This window comes from Thioalkalivibrio sp. ALE19 (genome assembly GCF_000428605.1).
Lineage (GTDB): Bacteria > Pseudomonadota > Gammaproteobacteria > Ectothiorhodospirales > Ectothiorhodospiraceae > Thioalkalivibrio.
This window is the reverse complement of the sequence record NZ_AUAG01000007.1, coordinates 56,220-72,442: the sequence shown is the minus strand read 5'-3', so window position 1 is coordinate 72,442 and position 16,223 is coordinate 56,220. Positions and strand designations below refer to the sequence as shown.

Here is a 16,223-nt window from a genome sequence, read left to right as displayed (position 1 = left end):
CCGGCGGCGGCGTGCTACACTCGTAACGTTTCAAAACGAAGCAAGCCTCCCGTGAATCTGACTGACGCGCAACGCCGCCATCTGCGCAGCCTGGCCCACCCGCGCAAGCCCGTCGTGACCCTTGGCCGTCATGGCCTGTCCGAGGCCGTACTGGCCGAGCTGGAACAGGCGCTGGCCCACCACGAACTGGTCAAGGTGAAGGTCGGGATCGGCGACCGCGACACCCGCGCCGAGGTCGTCCACGACATGTGCGAGCGCACCGGCGCGGAGCTGGTTCAGCGCATCGGGCATGTGGCCACCCTGTTCCGGCGCAACCCCGAAGCGCCGAAGGTCAGTCTCGACCCCGTCAGTTGACGTAGCGCACCTCGAGGATCTCGTATTCCGTCTCGCCTCCGGGTGCCTGAACGGTCACGATGTCGCCCTCTTCCTTGCCGATCAGCGCCCGGGCGATCGGCGAGGATACCGAGATCATGTTCTGCTTGATGTCGGCCTCGTCGTCGCCGACGATCTTGTAGGTGACCTCGCGCCCGTCCTCGGTGGCCTCCAGCACCACCGTGGTGCCGAACACCACCTTGCCGGTCTGCGGCAGCGCGGTCACGTCGATGATCTCCGCATTCGACAGGGTCGCCTCCAGCTCGCGGATACGCCCCTCGATGAAGCTCTGCTGCTCGCGCGCCGCATGATACTCGGCGTTTTCCTTCAGATCGCCGTGCTCGCGCGCCTCGGCGATCGCGTTGACCACCTTCGGCCGGTCTTCGGCCTTCAGGCGCCGCAGCTCTTCCTTCATCTTCTCGGCGCCATTCAAGGTAAGCGGTGTCTTCTTCATGAACCCAACCCTCCTGCTCGGTTCTCCTCGTGGAGCGACTGCAGCCGGAACACGTCGCTGCCCTCCAGATGGTCCAGGGCCTGGACCGTGGCCCGGGCCCCGGCGATGGTGGTGGTATAGCCCACCTTGTGCATCAGGGCCTCGCGCCGGATGGTGTAGGAGTCGGCGGTCGACTGCTTGCCTTCCACGGTATTGATGATAAAGCTGACCTCGTCGTTCTTGATCATGTCGACGATGTGCGGGCGCCCTTCGGTGACCTTGTTCACGCGGGTCACGGCGATGCCCTGCTCTTCCAGCAATCCGGCGGTGCCGCGGGTCGCCAGCACCTCGAAACCCAGCTCCACCAGCCGACGCGCGATCCCGATGACCTCCGGCTTGTCGATGTCGCGCACCGACACGAAGGCCTTGCCGGTGGAGGGGAGCCGCACGCCCGCGCCCAGCTGACTCTTGGCGAAGGCCTCGGCGAAGCTGCGGCCCACCCCCATCACCTCGCCGGTGGACTTCATCTCCGGCCCGAGGATCGGATCCACGCCGGGGAACTTGGCGAACGGGAACACCGCTTCCTTGACCGAGTAGTAGTCGGGGAACACCGCACCACCCACGCCCTGGTCGGCCAGCGAGGTCCCGGCCATGCAGCGCGCCGCGATCTTGGCCAGCGGCAGGCCGACGCTCTTGGACACGTAGGGCACGGTGCGCGAGGCACGCGGATTGACCTCCAGCACGTAGATGTCGTCGCCCTTGATCGCGAACTGGGTATTCATCAGCCCGACCACGCGCAGGCCCACGGCCATCTTGCGTACCTGATCCACCATGCGCTCCTGCAGCTCCAGCGACAGCGAGAACGGCGGCAGCGAGCAGGCGGAGTCCCCGGAATGGACACCGGCCTGCTCGATGTGTTCCATCACCCCGCCGATGAACACGTCCTGGCCGTCGCAGACGGCGTCGATGTCGACCTCGATCGCATCGTCGAGGAAACGGTCCAGCAGCACCGGCGCCTCGTTGGAGACCGACACCGCGCTGTGCATGTAGCCGCGCAGGTCCTCGCGGTCGCGCACGATCTCCATCGCGCGGCCTCCGAGCACGTAGGACGGGCGCACCACCAGCGGGTAACCGATCTCGTCGGCCAGCTTCTCGGCCTCTTCCTCGCTGCGCGCGGTGCGGTTCGGCGGCTGCTTGAGCCCCAGCTTGTTCAGCAGGGCCTGGAAGCGCTCGCGGTCCTCGGCCAGGTCGATCGAGTCGGGGCTGGTGCCGATGATCGGCACCCCGGCATCCTCCAGGTCCCGCGCCAGCTTCAACGGGGTCTGACCGCCGTACTGCACGATCACGCCGGCGGGCCGCTCGGTCTCCACGACCTCCAGCACATCCTCCAGCGTGAGCGGCTCGAAGTACAGCCGATCCGAGGTGTCATAGTCGGTGGAGACCGTCTCCGGGTTGCAGTTGACCATGATGGTCTCGTACTGGTCCTCGCGCATCGCGAGGGCGGCATGCACGCAGCAGTAGTCGAACTCGATCCCCTGGCCGATGCGGTTGGGCCCGCCGCCCAGGACCATGATCTTCTGCCGGTCGCTCGGCTCCGCCTCGTTCTCCTCCTCGTAGGAGGAATACATGTAGGCGGTGGTGGTGGCGAACTCGGCCGCACAGGTATCCACCCGCTTGTACACCGGGCGCACGCCAAGACGATGACGGTGCTTGCGCACGGCCTTCTCGGTCTCGTTCAGCAGCCGGGCCAGCCGCAGGTCGGAAAAACCACGCTGCTTCAGCCGGTACATCTCCTCGGCATCGATCTCGCCGAGGATGCGGTCGCGCACCGCCTTTTCCAGATCCACCAGCTCCTGGATCTGCGCCAGGAACCAGGGATCGATGGCGGTCAGCTCGAAGATGTCCTGCACGCTGAAGCCGTGACGGAAGGCATCCGCCACGTACAGCAGCTGGTCGGGCGTCGGGTTGGCCAGTGCGGTGCGCAGGCGCTCCACCACATCCGGCGCGTCGAGATCGATGCGCTCGTCCAGGCCGTCCATCCCGGTCTCCATCGAGCGCAGCGCCTTCTGCAGGGATTCCTGGAAGGTCCGGCCGATGGCCATCGCCTCGCCGACCGCTTTCATCTGCGTGGTCAGGCTGGCCTCGGCCTGCGGGAACTTCTCGAAGGTGAAACGCGGGATCTTGGTCACCACGTAGTCGATGGACGGCTCGAACGAGGCCGGGGTCAGGCCGCCGGTGATCTCGTTCTTCAGCTCGTCCAGGGTATAGCCCACCGCCAGCTTGGCCGCGACCTTGGCGATCGGGAAGCCGGTCGCCTTGGAGGCCAGCGCGGAGGAACGCGACACCCGCGGGTTCATCTCGATCACGATCATGCGCCCGTTGTCAGGGTTGATCGCGAACTGCACGTTGGAGCCGCCGGTCTCCACCCCGATCTTGCGCAGCACCGCCAGCGAGGCGTCGCGCATGATCTGGTATTCCTTGTCGGTCAGGGTCTGCGCCGGGGCCACGGTGATCGAGTCCCCGGTGTGGATCCCCATCGGATCGACGTTCTCGATGGAGCAGATGATGATGGCGTTGTCCGCCTGATCGCGGACCACCTCCATCTCGAACTCCTTCCAGCCCAGCGCGGACTCCTCCAGCAGCACCTGGTTGACTGGCGAGAGGTCGAGCCCGTTCTTGACGATGTACTCGAACTCCTCGCGGTTGTAGGCGATGCCGCCGCCCGAGCCGCCGAGGGTGAACGAGGGCCGGACGATCACCGGAAAGCCGATGCGCGGCTGGATCTGCTGCGCCTCTTCCCAGGAATGCGCCAGCTCGGCGGTGGGGGTGTCCAGGCCGATATCGGCCATCGCCGCCTTGAAATGGTCGCGGTCCTCGGCCATGTCGATCGCCGCCTCGTTGGCGCCGATCATCTCCACCCCGTGCTTGTCCAGCACCCCTTCGCGCGAGAGATCCAGCGCGCAGTTCAGCGCGGTCTGCCCGCCCATCGTGGGCAGCAGCGCATCCGGCTGCTCGGCGGCGATGATCTTTTCCACGGTCTTCCATTCCACCGGCTCGATGTAGACCGCATCGGCCATCTCCGGATCGGTCATGATGGTCGCCGGGTTGGAGTTCACCAGGATCACCCGGTAGCCCTCCTCGCGCAGGGCCTTGCAGGCCTGGGCGCCGGAGTAGTCGAACTCGCAGGCCTGGCCGATCACGATCGGGCCGGCCCCGAGGATCAGGACGCTCTGGATATCGGTACGCTTGGGCATGAGGCCGCTCTCGCTGGCTGTCGGGTCAGGATTCGGGTTCGGCGGACGGCACGCGGGCGCGCCGCCGGGGTTCTCAGGCGCGGGCGGCGCGCATCATCTCGACGAAATCGTCGAACGCCGCGGACACGTCATGCGGCCCCGGGCTCGCCTCCGGGTGTCCCTGCAGGCTGAACGCCGGGCAGTCCGTCCGCGCGACGCCCTGCAGGGTGCCGTCGAACAGCGAGCGGTGGGTCGGCGTCAGGGTCTCCGGGAGCCGGTCCTCGTCGATCGCGAACCCGTGGTTCTGCGACGAGATCATCACGCGCCCGCTGGCTTCGTGACGAATCGGGTGGTTGGCGCCGTGGTGGCCGAATTTCATCTTCACGCTCTGCGCGCCGCTGGCCAGGCCCAGCAGCTGATGGCCGAGGCAGATACCGAACAGCGGCAGGCGCCGCTCGCAGAATTCACGGATCGCCTCGATCGCGTAGCCACAGGGTTCCGGATCGCCCGGCCCGTTGGACAGGAAGACCCCGTCGGGCGCCAGCTCCAGCACCTCGGCGGCCGGGGTCTCCGCCGGCACCACGGTCACCCGGCAGCCGCGATCCACCATCATCCGCAGGATGTTCTGCTTCATGCCGAAGTCATAGGCCACCACGTGATACTCGGCCGCCTCCGGGCTCAGCTGCCGCGGCTCCCCGCCCAGCTGCCAGGTGCCCTCCAGCCACTCGTAGCGCTTGCGCGTGGTGACCTCGCGGGCCAGATCCATGCCCTTGATGCCGGGAAACTCGCGGGCCGCGGCCAGAGCCGCCGACTCGTCCACCTCGCCGGCCTGGATGCAGCCGTTCTGCGCGCCCTTCTCGCGCAGCAGACGGGTCAGCCGCCGGGTGTCGATGCCGGCAATGGCGACGATCCCGTGGCGCAGCAGGTAATCCGGCAGCGACTCGCGCGAGCGGAAGTTCGACACCAGCGGCGGCACGTCGCGCACGATCAGCCCGGCGGCCTGCGCGCGGGACGACTCGTCGTCTTCCGGGGTGGTGCCGGTGTTGCCGATATGCGGATAGGTCAGGGTCACCATCTGCCGGGCATAGGAGGGGTCCGTCAGGATCTCCTGATAGCCGGTCATGGCCGTGTTGAACACCACCTCGCCGACGGTCTGGCCAAGGGCGCCGATCGCCTGGCCATGGAACACGGTGCCATCTTCAAGGACGAGCAGGGCGGGCGCGGGCACGGGCGAACCTCCGGCAGGGCATCTACGAAAGGGATGGAATCAGTGTACGCGAGGGCCCGAACCCCCGTCCAACACGGACCGCGCGGACGGGGCTACAGCTCACGCAGCCCAAGCACGTCCTGCATGTCGAACAGCCCGGGCCCGCGTTCGCTGGCCCACACCGCCGCACGCACCGCGCCGGCGGCGAAGATCCCGCGATCCGAGGCCTTGTGGGTAATCTCCACCCGTTCGCCCTCGCCGGCGAACAGCGCGGTATGCTCGCCGACGATGTCGCCGCCGCGCACCGTGGCAAAGCCGATGGTGCTGCGCTCGCGCGCACCGGTGTGTCCCTCGCGGCCGTACACCGCGTCCTGCTCCAGGTCGCGCCCCAGGGTGTCGGCCACGATGCGCCCCAGACGCAGTGCGGTGCCCGACGGGGCATCCACCTTGTGCCGGTGATGCGCCTCCAGGATCTCCACGTCGGTGCTGTCGCCCAGCGCGCGTGCCGCCAGTTCCACCAGCTTGAAGGTCAGGTTGACGCCCACGCTCATGTTGGGGGCATACACGACCGTATGCTCCGCGGCCGCCGCGCGCAGCGCCGCCTCCTGATCGGCATCCAGGCCGGTGGTGCCGACCACCAGGGTGCGCCCCGCCCGGCGGCAGATCTCCAGGTGCTCCATGGTGGCCTCGGGGCGGGTGAAATCGATCAGCACGTCGAAATCTCCGGTCACCGTGCCCAGATCCTCCACCAGGTGCACGCGGCCGGCCGCATCCACCGGCTGGCCGATGGCCTCGCTGCCCGGACGTTCGCTGGCCGCACCCAGTTCCGCCTGCGGGTGTTCCTCCACCGCGCGCACCAGGTTCTGCCCCATGCGCCCGGCGGCGCCCGCGACTGCTACTCGGATCATGATCGTTGCGTCCTCCTGTCAGTTGCACAAAGCCTACGCGAGCCCCGGCGATGCGTCAGCCCGCCCGGGTCCCGGCGGCCACCCGCCGGTGGCGCCAGTGACCGAACAGCGAGGCCACCACCCCGGCTGCCGCCAGCCCCGCGGCCAGCACGTAGACCGAGGCCGAGCCCACGCCGTCCCACAGATAGCCGGCGGCCAGACTGCCCAGCGCACCCCCGATGCCGAAGGCCAGCGATGAATAAAGCGCCTGCCCGCGCCCCTGCAGCCGGCCGGGGAAGAAATAATGGATCAGCGAGATCGCCGCCGCGTGATACACCCCGTAGCTGAAGGCATGCAGGGTCTGGATGAACAGCAGCATCGGCAGCGACTCCGGCACCGCCGCCAGCAGCGACCAGCGCAGGGTGGTCAGCACCAGCGCGAGCGTCACCAGGAACCACGCGCCGAAGCGCAGGATCAGCCGCGGCGTGATCAGGAACAGGAACACCTCGGCCAGCACGCCCAGGGCCCACAGCTGCCCGGCCATGGAGCGGGAGAATCCGGCCTCCTCCACGTACAGGGTGAAGAACGCATAGTACGGCCCGTGACTCGCCTGCATGAAGAAACACGCCAGGAACAGCCCGATGACCTCGGGCCGCCGCAGCACGCTCCCGATCGACGGTACGTTGTTCTCGGCCACCTCGTCACGCGGCGGCTCCGGGACCTGCAGCGTGCTGACATACAGGCCGACGAACAGCAGCAGCACCAGCCACGGCAGCCAGGCCACGTCGATGTAGTCGAACAGCCAGCCCAGCGAGGCCACCGCCACGATGAAGCCCACCGACCCCCACAGCCGCACCAGCGCATAGCGGTGGCTGTCGCGTCCCAGGGTGCGCAGGGTGGTGGCCTCGAACTGCGGCAGGATCGCGTTCCAGAAGAAACTGAACACCGCCATCACCGCCGCCAGCCACCAGTAGCCGGAATACAGCAGCACCCCGGTGAAGGCAATCAGCCCCGCCAGCGCCCCCGAGCGCACCAGCGGCATGTGGGTCCCGGTACGATCCGCCAGCCAGCCCCAGACGTTGGGCGCGATGATCTTGGTCGCCAGCACGATCGCCATCAGCTCGCCGATCTGCGAACCGGAGAACCCCAGCTCGGACAGATACGGCCCCCAGTAGGGCATGAACGCCCCGATGGTGGCGAAGTAGAAGAAATAGAAGCTGGACAGGCGCAGGTTGGGCGTCACGACCGGAACCACGGGTTACGGGCCGCCCCGGACCCGCGCTTGACGGACCCGGGGCGGCCGGGAAAACGGACGAAAGGGGCCATCCAGCGACCCCGGGCGCCCCGACGGGGCCAGCGAGCTCAGGTGCCGGAGGAGCCCCCGGGATACGGCCCGCGATCGGGCACGTCGGCGTTCTGCCCGCGGTGACGCAGGGCATGATCGGCCAGCACCAGCGCCGTCATCGCCTCGGCGATGGGGGCGGCACGGATACCCACGCAGGGGTCGTGACGCCCCTTGGTCACCACCTCCACCGGCTTGCCCGCGGTGTCGATGCTGCGCCCCGGCAGGCGGATCGACGAGGTCGGCTTGAGCGCCAGGTTGGCGCGCAGCGCCTGGCCGGTGGAGATCCCGCCCAGCACGCCCCCGGCATGATTGGACAGGAAACCGTCCTCCGGGGTGATCTCGTCACGGTGCTCGGTGCCGCGCTGAGCGACGCTCGCGAAGCCGTCGCCGATCTCCACGCCCTTCACCGCATTGATGCTCATCAGGGCGTGCGCCAGCTCGGCATCCAGGCGGTCGAACACCGGTTCGCCCCAGCCGGCCGGGACCCCGCGGGCCTCGACCGTCACCTGCGCCCCGATGGAATCCCCCGACTTGCGCAGCTGGTCCATGAACTCCTCCAGCTCCGGGACCCGGTCGGGATCCGGGCAGAAGAACGGGTTCTCCTCGGTGCGGGCAAGGTCCTTCTCCGCCAGCTCCAGCGGCCCCAGCTGCGACAGCCAGCCCTGAATCGCGATGCCGTAGCGCTCCTCGAGAAAGCGCCGCGCCACCGAGCCGGCCGCCACCCGCAGCGCGGTCTCGCGCGCGGAACTGCGCCCGCCCCCGCGATAGTCGCGGATGCCGTACTTGCGGTGATAGGTGTAGTCCGCGTGTCCCGGCCGGAACTGGTCCTTGATCTCGCCGTAGTCCTTCGAGCGCTGATCGGTATTCTCGATCAGCAACCCGATGGGGGTGCCGGTGGTCACGCCCTCGAACACCCCGGACAGGATGCGCACCTGGTCCGGCTCGCGCCGCTGGGTGGTATGACGCGACTGACCCGGACGCCGCCGGTCCAGGTCCTTCTGCAGATCGGCCTCGGTGAGCGGGATCCCGGGTGGGCAGCCGTCCACGACCCCGCCCAGGGCCGGTCCGTGACTCTCGCCGAATGTGGTGACGACGAACAGTCGTCCAAAGCTGTTTCCTGACATGGCGCCAGTTTACCGCCAGCCGCCGGGGATGTCGCCCGCCCATGGAAGCGACCCGGGTACCACCACCGGAATCCGCGTCGCCGTCCTTTCGTCTATGCTCCTGTCACTCAACCGCAAGGAGTCCTCCATGACCCGTCTGCAATCGCTCCGCCGCACCGCCCTGGCCACCGTCCTGAGCGGGATGCTGGGCTTCGGCGGCTCGGCCGCGGCCGACGTCTACACCGAGCTGCCCAGCCTGAACCTGGACCTGGCCCAGGAGCTGGCGATGGCCACCGTGCAGTCCTGCCGCGACGACGGACACCAGGTCAGCGCCGTGGTGGTGGACCGCAGCGGCAACGATCGCGTCGTCATGCGCGACGACCGGGCCGCACCGCAGACCATCTCGATCGCCGGTGACAAGGCCCGCGCCTCGGTCATGTCCGGCCTGGACTCCGGTGACTTCGTGGCCAACCGCGAGGATATCCGTGACGAAATGAACAACGTTGACGGCATCCTGATGCTGGACGGCGCGATCATCATCGAGGCCGCCGGCCGTGTCCTCGGTGCGGTGGGGGTCTCCGGCGCCCCGGGCGGCGATCTGGACCGGGCCTGCGCGGAAGAAGGCATGGAGGCGATCCGGGAAGAGCTGGACTTCGCCATGTAACCCTGCAACCGGAGACCATCACATGAACGAACATTCCGACCCGCACGGACACTCGCCGGACACCGGCGCCGGCGTCCCGCGCATCCACCCGGTGGAGGCCTGGGAGCGCCTGCGCGAACGGCCCCGGGATCTGCTGGTCGATGTTCGCTCGACCATGGAATTCCTGTTCGTGGGGCACCCTGCCGGGGCGATCCACATCCCGTGGATCGACGAACCGGACTGGACGGTGAACCCGGACTTCGTGCCGCAGGTGCGCAAGCTGCTGCTGGGCGGGGCCATGGACACCGCCGAGGACGCCCCGTCGGTGTACCTGATCTGCCGCAGCGGCAAGCGTACCCTGGCGGCCGCCGAGGCCCTGCTGCAGGCCGGGATGCACAACGTGTATTCGGTCGAGGAGGGCTTCGAAGGCCCGCTGGACGAGCAGCACCACCGCTCCACCGTAGGCGGCTGGCGCTATCACGGCCTGCCCTGGGAGCAGTGCTGAAGGCGGACCTCAGGCGGGGGGCAGGTCCTGCGCCCGCACCACGAACACCCCGTGGCCACCGGCCTCGAAATCCAGCCAGACCATCGGGATGTCATGGAAGGCATCCTCCACCGCCTCCTGACTGTTGCCCACCTCCACCATCAGCACGCCGTCGTCGGTCAGGTGGCGACGCGCCCCGGCGAGGATGCGGCGCACGATGTCGAGGCCGTCGTCCCCGGCCGCCAGGCCCAGTTCCGGCTCGTGGCGGTATTCGTCCGGCAGATCGGCCATGTCGCGGGCGTCCACGTAGGGCGGGTTGGTCACGATCAGATCATAGCGATCCTCCGGACCCAGCCCCTCGAACACGTCGCTCTGCACCAGCCGGACGCGGCCCTCCAGCTCGAAGCGCGCCACGTTGTCGCGCGCTACCGCCAGGGCATCCGGCGAGATGTCGGCCAGATCCACCTGCGCCTGCGGGAAGACCAGCGCGGTGGCGATGCCGATGCAGCCCGCCCCGGTGCCCAGATCCAGAACGCGCTCCACCCCGTCCGGGTCCACCCACGGCTCGAACCCCGACTCGATCAGCTCGGCGAACGGCGAGCGCGGCACCAGCACCCGCTCGTCGACATGGAAGGGCAGCCCGGCGAACCACGCCTCGCGCGTGAGATAGGCCGCCGGCTTGCGCGACTGGATGCGCTCGCGCAGCAGGCCCTCGACCCGTTCGCGCTCCGCCTCGGTCAGCCGGCTGTCCCACCAGTGGGCCTCCAGGTCCAGCGGCAGATGCAGCGCGTGCAGGGTCAGCCAGGCCGCCTCGTCGAAGGCATTGTCGGTGCCGTGCCCGAAGGCCAGTCCCGCCGCGCGGAACTGCGACGCGCCGTAGCGAATGAAGTCGCGCAGGGTGAGCAGACCGGTACCGGGTTCCATTTTCACACTCCGGGAAGGGTTGAAGGGTCGTCATGATAAACCGGGAGCGGCATCATGCACCCGATCCCACGCCACGAGAACCCCATGAGCGCCGTCGATCCCTGGCTTGCCCGCCTGTCCCGCGCCCTGCCCCATCACGCCCTGTCGCGGCTGGTGCACCGGCTGGCCCGCATCGAATCCCCGCGCGTCCAGCCGCTGCTGCGTGCCTTCGTCCGCCGCTTCGAGCTCGACATGAGCGAGGCCGCGGAGCCGGACATCGCCGCCTACCCCAGCTTCAACGCCTTGTTCACCCGCGCCCTGCGCGACGGGGTACGCCCGCTGGAGGGCGACGCCGCGACCGTGGTCAGCCCGGCGGATGCCCGGGTCAGCGCCAGCGGGCGCATCGAGGCCGGGCGCATCTTCCAGGCCAAGGGGCACGACTATTCGGTGGAAGAACTGCTGGGCGGCGAGAACGACCTCGCGGTGCCGTTTCGCGACGGGCATTTCGTCACGCTGTATCTGTCCCCGCGCCACTACCACCGCCTGCACATGCCGCTGGACGGCACCCTGACCCACGCGATCCATGTCCCCGGTCGGCTGTTTTCGGTGGCCCCGCGCATCGTGCGCCACGTGCCGCGCATCTACGCCCGCAACGAGCGCGTGGTGGCGCTGTTCGACACCCGCTTCGGCCCTATGGCGACGGCCCTGATCGGCGCCCAGAACGTGGGCTCGATCGAGACCGTATGGGCCGGGGAGATCACGCCGCCCGCGGCCCGCGAGGCCAGCTGCGTGACCTGGCCGGAGCGCGACATCGCACTGGAGCGCGGCGCGGAGATGGGCCGCTTCAACCTGGGTTCGTCGGTGGTCCTGCTGCTGCCCCCCGGGCCGCTGGAACTGGACCCGGCGCTGACGCCCGAAACCGAGGTGCGGGTGCGCAGCGCCCTGGGGCGTTACACCGACCGGGACTGAGCCGCCGCCGCGGGCGCTTCAGGCGCATCCCCAGGGGAAATCGATCACCCGCCGGATATCGTCCTCGCCCAGCAGGCGCATCAGCAGGCGGTCCACCCCCAGCGCCACCCCGGCGCAGTCGGGCAGTCCCGCCTCCAGCGCAGCCTCCAGGAACGGATCGGCCGCGGGTTCCGGCTGGCCGCGCGCGCGCCGCCGCGCCCGGTCCTGCTCGCGGCGCCGGCGGAATTCCACCGGGTCGGTCAGCTCGAAATAGCCGTTGGCCAGTTCCAGATCGCCCCAGTAGACCTCGAAGCGCGCGGCGCAGCCGGGACGCTGGCGACTGCGCCGGGCGAGGATCGCCTGGCTCTCGGGGTAGTCGTGCAGGATGGTGATGCGCCCCGGCGGAAACCCGGGCACCACGCACAGGGACACCAAAGCATCCAGCCAGGCGTCGCGGTCCAGTTCGCCGTGGACGGTCAGGCCGCGCTCCGCGGCCACGGCCTGCAGGCGCGCCGCGTCGTCGTTCAGCGCGTCGACGCCCAGCGCCTCGTGCAGCAGATCCGGATAGGCCACCACCCGCGGCTCCGGGTCGGGCGCGTGCCAGGCCGGGTCCGCCGCAGCGACCTCCTGCAGCAGGGTCACCACCTCGTCGGCCAGCGCCCGGTCGTCGAGCCCGAGGCGATACCATTCCAGCAGGCTGAACTCGGGGTTGTGGCGGGCACCGCTTTCGCCGCCACGGAACACCCGGGCGAACTGGTAGATGTCGCCCGCCCCGTCCGCCAGCAGGCGCTTCATCGGGTATTCCGGCGAGGTCTGCAGCCAGCCCTCCATGCGCCCGCCGGCGCCATCGCCGGCCTGCGCGTGCCAGCTCTCCATGGCGGGGTCGAGGACCGTGCCCCGACCGAGGATCGGGGTCTCCACCTCCAGCACGCCGCGGCGCGTAAAGAAGCCCCGCAGTTCGGCCAGCAGGCGGGCCCGGGCCACGCGGGCCCCGGCGGCCCGCGGCCGCCAGTCCGACACGAACGCCGGTTCAGACGCGCGAGACGTATTCACCCTTGCGGGTGTCCACCTTGATGGTTTCACCCTCCTCGACGAACAGCGGCACCTTGACCACCGCGCCGGTCTCCAGCGTGGCCGGCTTGGTCCCGCCCTGGGCGGTGTCGCCGCGGATGCCCGGGTCGCACTGGGTGATCTGCAGCTCGACGAAGGCCGGGGCCTCCACCGACAGCGGCTCGCCGTTCCACAGGGTCACGGTGCACATGTCCTGTTCCTTCAGCCACTGGTCGGAGCCATTGAGTGCGGCCTTGCTCACCGCATACTGCTCGAAGCTCTCCGGGGTCATGAAGTGCCAGAACTCGCCGTCGTTGTAGAGATACTGCATCTCGGTCTCGAGCACGTCGGCGGCTTCCACCGACTCGCCCGACTTGAAGGTCTTCTCCACCACGCGCCCGGTGCGCAGGTTGCGCAGCTTCACGCGGTTGAAGGCCTGCCCCTTGCCCGGCTTGACGAACTCGTTCTCGACGATGGACATCGGGTCGCCGTCCAGCAGGAGTTTGAGACCGCCCTTGAATTCGTTGGTACTGTAGGTTGCCATTGCGCGTAGTCCTCGAAGGTTTCCAGCCAGTTCTTCCAGCCGTTCAAACGACGCGGGCCGGCCGTCCCGCCGGGAACCGACCATGCCCAAAAATCCGATCATGATAACGCGTACGCCGCCGGCAACCCATACGCCCCCCTGGCAGCGCGCGCTGGCCACCGCAATCCGCGACCCGGCCACCCTCGCCCGGCGCCTGTCCCTCGCCCCGGAGCACCTGCCCGGGATGCAGGCCGGACACGCCAGCTTCCCGATCCGGGTACCGGAGAGCTGGCTCGCCCGCATCGTGCCCGGCGAACCGAAGGATCCACTGCTGCGCCAGGTGCTTCCGCTGGCGGAAGAGACCGACGAGGTGCCCGGCTTCGTCGCCGACCCGGTCGGCGACCATGACGCGCTGGCGGCTCCGGGCGTGGTGCACAAGTACGCCGGACGCGCCCTGCTGCTGACCACCGGGGCCTGCGCCATCCACTGTCGCTACTGCTTCCGGCGCGAGTTCGACTACGCCGACCACAACCCGGCGCGCGACGACTGGGGCCCGGCACTGGACTATCTCGCGGCGCACCCCGACATCCACGAGGTCATCCTCAGCGGCGGCGACCCCCTGAGCCAGTCCGACACCCGGCTGGCGCGGCTGGTGGCGCGTCTGGAAGCCATTCCCCACCTCGAACGCCTGCGCATCCACACCCGCCTGCCGGTGGTGCTGCCGGAGCGGGTGGACGACGCCCTGCTGGGCTGGCTGGGGCAGGGGCGCCTGCAGCACGTGGTGGTGCTGCATGCCAACCACCCGCGCGAATTCGCGGCCCCGGCCGATCGCGCGCTGGAACGCCTGCGGGCGATCGGCATCACCCTGCTCAATCAGGCCGTGCTGCTCGCCGGCGTCAACGACGACGCCGACACCCTGGTCGAACTGCAGGAGAGCGGTTTTCGCCACGGCGTACTGCCGTATTACCTGCACTGCCTGGACCGCACCCGCGGCACCGCGCACTTCGAGGTACCTCCGGACCGCGCCGCCGCCATTTACCGGGAAATGCACCGCCGACTCCCGGGCTACCTGCTGCCGCGCCGAGTGCGCGAAATCGCCGGCGAACCGGGCAAAACCCCGAGCCCCGGAATACCGGCTGACGGCGAAACGTCATTCCCCGACTTTTACCCTGACTTTTGATCGGGTACCTTCAGGGGATCTTCCCACTTTCCGGAACAGACCATGATCGATTCGGATGCCGTCTTTCCACCCCTGCCCGAGACCGAACCCGAGCCGGAGGGTTTCCCGCCGCACACGGTCAGGGCCCTGCGTACGTGGTGCGAAGATCTGCCCCGCGCCGACCGCGAGGCGGCCATCGAAAAGCTCTGCGCCGTTCTCGGCTCCCTCAACCGGGTCGCGCTCAAGCCCGGCGTGCGGGACGAACTCGCGGACATCATCGAGGAACACCTGCTGCCCCTGATCCCGGAGGTGGAACGAGGCCTGCGTCGGCGGCCACTGCCACTGGCCGAACGCAGCCTGCACCGTGCCCGGATCTTCGGTGACGCGCTGCGCGAACTGGCGAACATGCATCTGCTGCTGACCCCGGTCAGCGTGCCCGGCAACAAGGCCTCACGCGAGAAGGCCACCCCGCACCTGCAGGCGGCGGTGGACGCCCTGACCGCGCTGGCCATCCATCACTGGCGGCTGTACCAGCCACTTCCGCGGGGCCTGTGGCGACAGATCTACGGTCTGCTGTGGTTCGCCCGCGAGCTGGGGGTGGATCGGCAAAAGGCCCTGCGCCAGACCGCAATCAGCCCGCTCGGCCCGGATTCGATCGATGCCACCACGGCACGCCTGTTCGTGCTCGGCAGCACCGGCGTCAATGCCCTGGAAATCGGCGACATCGACCTCCTGGCCCGCTGGATCGCCGACCTCCCGGTCGCCTGCAGCGAGGCCCCGAGCCCCGAAGAACACCCTGACCTCCCGGTCCTGCGCGCGGATCTGGACACCGACCACCCGCCCGGCCTGGCCCTGCGCAGCCTGCCGGCCGGAGAAAACAGCACGCATGTCGAACTCGGCCCCCTGCTCGAAGCCCTGCGCAACCAGCCCGAATCGCTGGACCCCGCACGCCGGGCTGACGGTCGCACGCTGGCCGAACGCATGCTGCGCCTGTGGTCGCGGCTGCCGACCCGTCGCCACTCGCGCGAGACGGCCGACGAACAGCGTTACTGCCTGTTCGGCCTGACCCGCATCCAGGCCTACATGCAGGCCGCGCTGGACAGCCGCAAGGGCCCCGCACGCCCTGCCCCGACCGACGCCGCGGTCCCCGACACCGGTGACGACGACGTTCACCCGGACGGGCGGCCGGCCACCGTGAACGTCATCCGGATGTCGGAGGCCGCGCGTGCCGACAGCGGCCTCAGCCTGTCCGACGAACCGCATGCGACCGAGCCCGACGATGACCCCCGTCCGCTGGCCGACCGTGGCACCGACCGCGCCGGACACGCATGGGAAGATGTCGGTCGTGGTCTCGAGATCGCCGACCACGAAGAGCCGCAGGCCCCCATCGTCAAGCGTCAGCAGCCCGAGCACTGGCAGGTCGAGGACATTGGCGCGGGCGGGGTTCGTCTGCGCCTGCAGAACCCGCAACAGACCCTGTTGATCGGCGACCTGGTCGGACTGCGGGAACAGGACCCGGAACAGATCGGCTGGACCGTCGGCGTGCTGCGCTGGATCCGTTTCGAAACCGACGACGAGATCAGCATTGGCGTGGAGTACCTGGCACAGCGCTGCATGCCGGTACTGATCCAGCTCTTCCGCGCCGGTCGTGCGATCCGTGAGGCCCGACCGGGCCTGTTCACGCCGGTGCGCGTGGGCCAGGACGGAGCGGCGCTGTTCCTGCCGGCACAGGAATTCGATCACGAAAATCGCCTGGTCGTCTGGCTCAACGGCCGCGCACGCGTACTGGCGCTGGACGCAGAGCGCACGGGCACTACACTGTTCACCGAAGTCGGCTGCCGCATGACCGATATCGAGCTGGATGAAGCCCCGACGGACGAGCCGGGAACCCCGGATGCGGGAGACGCGCTCTCCCTGGACCCGCATTAACCGA

Annotated in this window: 15 protein-coding genes; 6 read left to right on the top strand and 9 right to left on the bottom strand. The window is 69.0% G+C overall.

Annotation, left to right across the window (positions count from 1 at the left end):
* Positions 1 to 51: 51 nt before the first annotated feature.
* Complete coding sequence (yhbY, locus tag F787_RS0103755; RefSeq protein WP_019589319.1) at positions 52 to 354, top strand: ribosome assembly RNA-binding protein YhbY; 303 nt, start codon at positions 52 to 54, stop codon at positions 352 to 354.
* Here yhbY and greA read toward each other — a convergent pair.
* The 6 genes from greA to aroC form a co-directional block, all read right to left on the bottom strand.
* Positions 347 to 826, bottom strand: coding sequence for a transcription elongation factor GreA (gene greA / locus F787_RS0103750; protein ID WP_018869971.1), 480 nt, complete (start codon positions 824 to 826; stop codon positions 347 to 349). The genes yhbY and greA overlap by 8 nt on opposite strands.
* A complete protein-coding gene (gene carB, locus F787_RS0103745; RefSeq protein WP_028491352.1) occupies positions 823 to 4,059 on the bottom strand; it encodes a carbamoyl-phosphate synthase large subunit in 3,237 nt (1,078 codons plus the stop codon). The genes greA and carB overlap by 4 nt, the downstream gene beginning before the upstream one ends.
* 73 nt (positions 4,060 to 4,132) lie before the next feature.
* On the bottom strand, positions 4,133 to 5,266 hold the full coding sequence (carA, locus tag F787_RS0103740) for a glutamine-hydrolyzing carbamoyl-phosphate synthase small subunit (protein WP_018869973.1): 1,134 nt from the start codon (positions 5,264 to 5,266) through the stop codon (positions 4,133 to 4,135).
* A 92-nt stretch (positions 5,267 to 5,358) separates the two neighbouring features.
* Positions 5,359 to 6,153 (bottom strand): 4-hydroxy-tetrahydrodipicolinate reductase, encoded by a 795-nt coding sequence (dapB, locus tag F787_RS0103735; RefSeq protein ID WP_026300755.1) that lies wholly within the window; start codon positions 6,151 to 6,153, stop codon positions 5,359 to 5,361.
* 55 nt (positions 6,154 to 6,208) lie between these two features.
* Entirely contained in the window at positions 6,209 to 7,375 is a 1,167-nt protein-coding gene (locus F787_RS0103730) for an MFS transporter (RefSeq protein ID WP_028491351.1), read from the bottom strand.
* Positions 7,376 to 7,494: 119 nt separating this feature from the next.
* Entirely contained in the window at positions 7,495 to 8,601 is a 1,107-nt protein-coding gene (aroC, locus tag F787_RS0103725; RefSeq protein WP_028491350.1) for a chorismate synthase, read from the bottom strand.
* A 94-nt stretch (positions 8,602 to 8,695) separates the two neighbouring features.
* On the opposite strand from aroC, the gene F787_RS0103720 reads away from it, so the two are divergent.
* Both F787_RS0103720 and F787_RS0103715 read left to right on the top strand, forming a co-directional pair.
* A complete protein-coding gene (locus tag F787_RS0103720) occupies positions 8,696 to 9,244 on the top strand; it encodes a heme-binding protein (protein ID WP_081694076.1) in 549 nt (182 codons plus the stop codon).
* Between the two features lie 22 nt (positions 9,245 to 9,266).
* On the top strand, positions 9,267 to 9,728 hold the full coding sequence (locus F787_RS0103715; protein WP_028491348.1) for a rhodanese-like domain-containing protein: 462 nt from the start codon (positions 9,267 to 9,269) through the stop codon (positions 9,726 to 9,728).
* 9 nt (positions 9,729 to 9,737) lie between these two features.
* On the opposite strand, the gene prmB is transcribed toward F787_RS0103715, so the two are convergent.
* Positions 9,738 to 10,631 (bottom strand): 50S ribosomal protein L3 N(5)-glutamine methyltransferase, encoded by an 894-nt coding sequence (gene prmB, locus F787_RS0103710; protein ID WP_018869979.1) that lies wholly within the window; start codon positions 10,629 to 10,631, stop codon positions 9,738 to 9,740.
* A gap of 84 nt (positions 10,632 to 10,715) precedes the next feature.
* On the opposite strand from prmB, the gene asd reads away from it, so the two are divergent.
* Positions 10,716 to 11,579, top strand: coding sequence for an archaetidylserine decarboxylase (gene asd, locus F787_RS0103705; protein ID WP_028491347.1), 864 nt, complete (start codon positions 10,716 to 10,718; stop codon positions 11,577 to 11,579).
* An 18-nt stretch (positions 11,580 to 11,597) separates the two neighbouring features.
* Here asd and epmA read toward each other — a convergent pair whose 3' ends face one another.
* Together epmA and efp are read right to left on the bottom strand one after the other, a co-directional pair.
* Positions 11,598 to 12,578, bottom strand: coding sequence for an EF-P lysine aminoacylase EpmA (gene epmA / locus F787_RS0103700; protein WP_028491346.1), 981 nt, complete (start codon positions 12,576 to 12,578; stop codon positions 11,598 to 11,600).
* Positions 12,579 to 12,588: 10 nt separating this feature from the next.
* Complete coding sequence (gene efp, locus F787_RS0103695) at positions 12,589 to 13,152, bottom strand: elongation factor P (RefSeq protein WP_018869982.1); 564 nt, start codon at positions 13,150 to 13,152, stop codon at positions 12,589 to 12,591.
* 100 nt (positions 13,153 to 13,252) lie between these two features.
* Between efp and epmB the strand changes: the two genes are divergently transcribed.
* On the top strand, positions 13,253 to 14,311 hold the full coding sequence (gene epmB, locus F787_RS0103690) for an EF-P beta-lysylation protein EpmB (protein WP_051245995.1): 1,059 nt from the start codon (positions 13,253 to 13,255) through the stop codon (positions 14,309 to 14,311).
* Positions 14,312 to 14,353: 42 nt separating this feature from the next.
* Positions 14,354 to 16,219, top strand: coding sequence for a hypothetical protein (locus F787_RS0103685; protein WP_028491344.1), 1,866 nt, complete (start codon positions 14,354 to 14,356; stop codon positions 16,217 to 16,219).
* Positions 16,220 to 16,223: the final 4 nt, after the last annotated feature.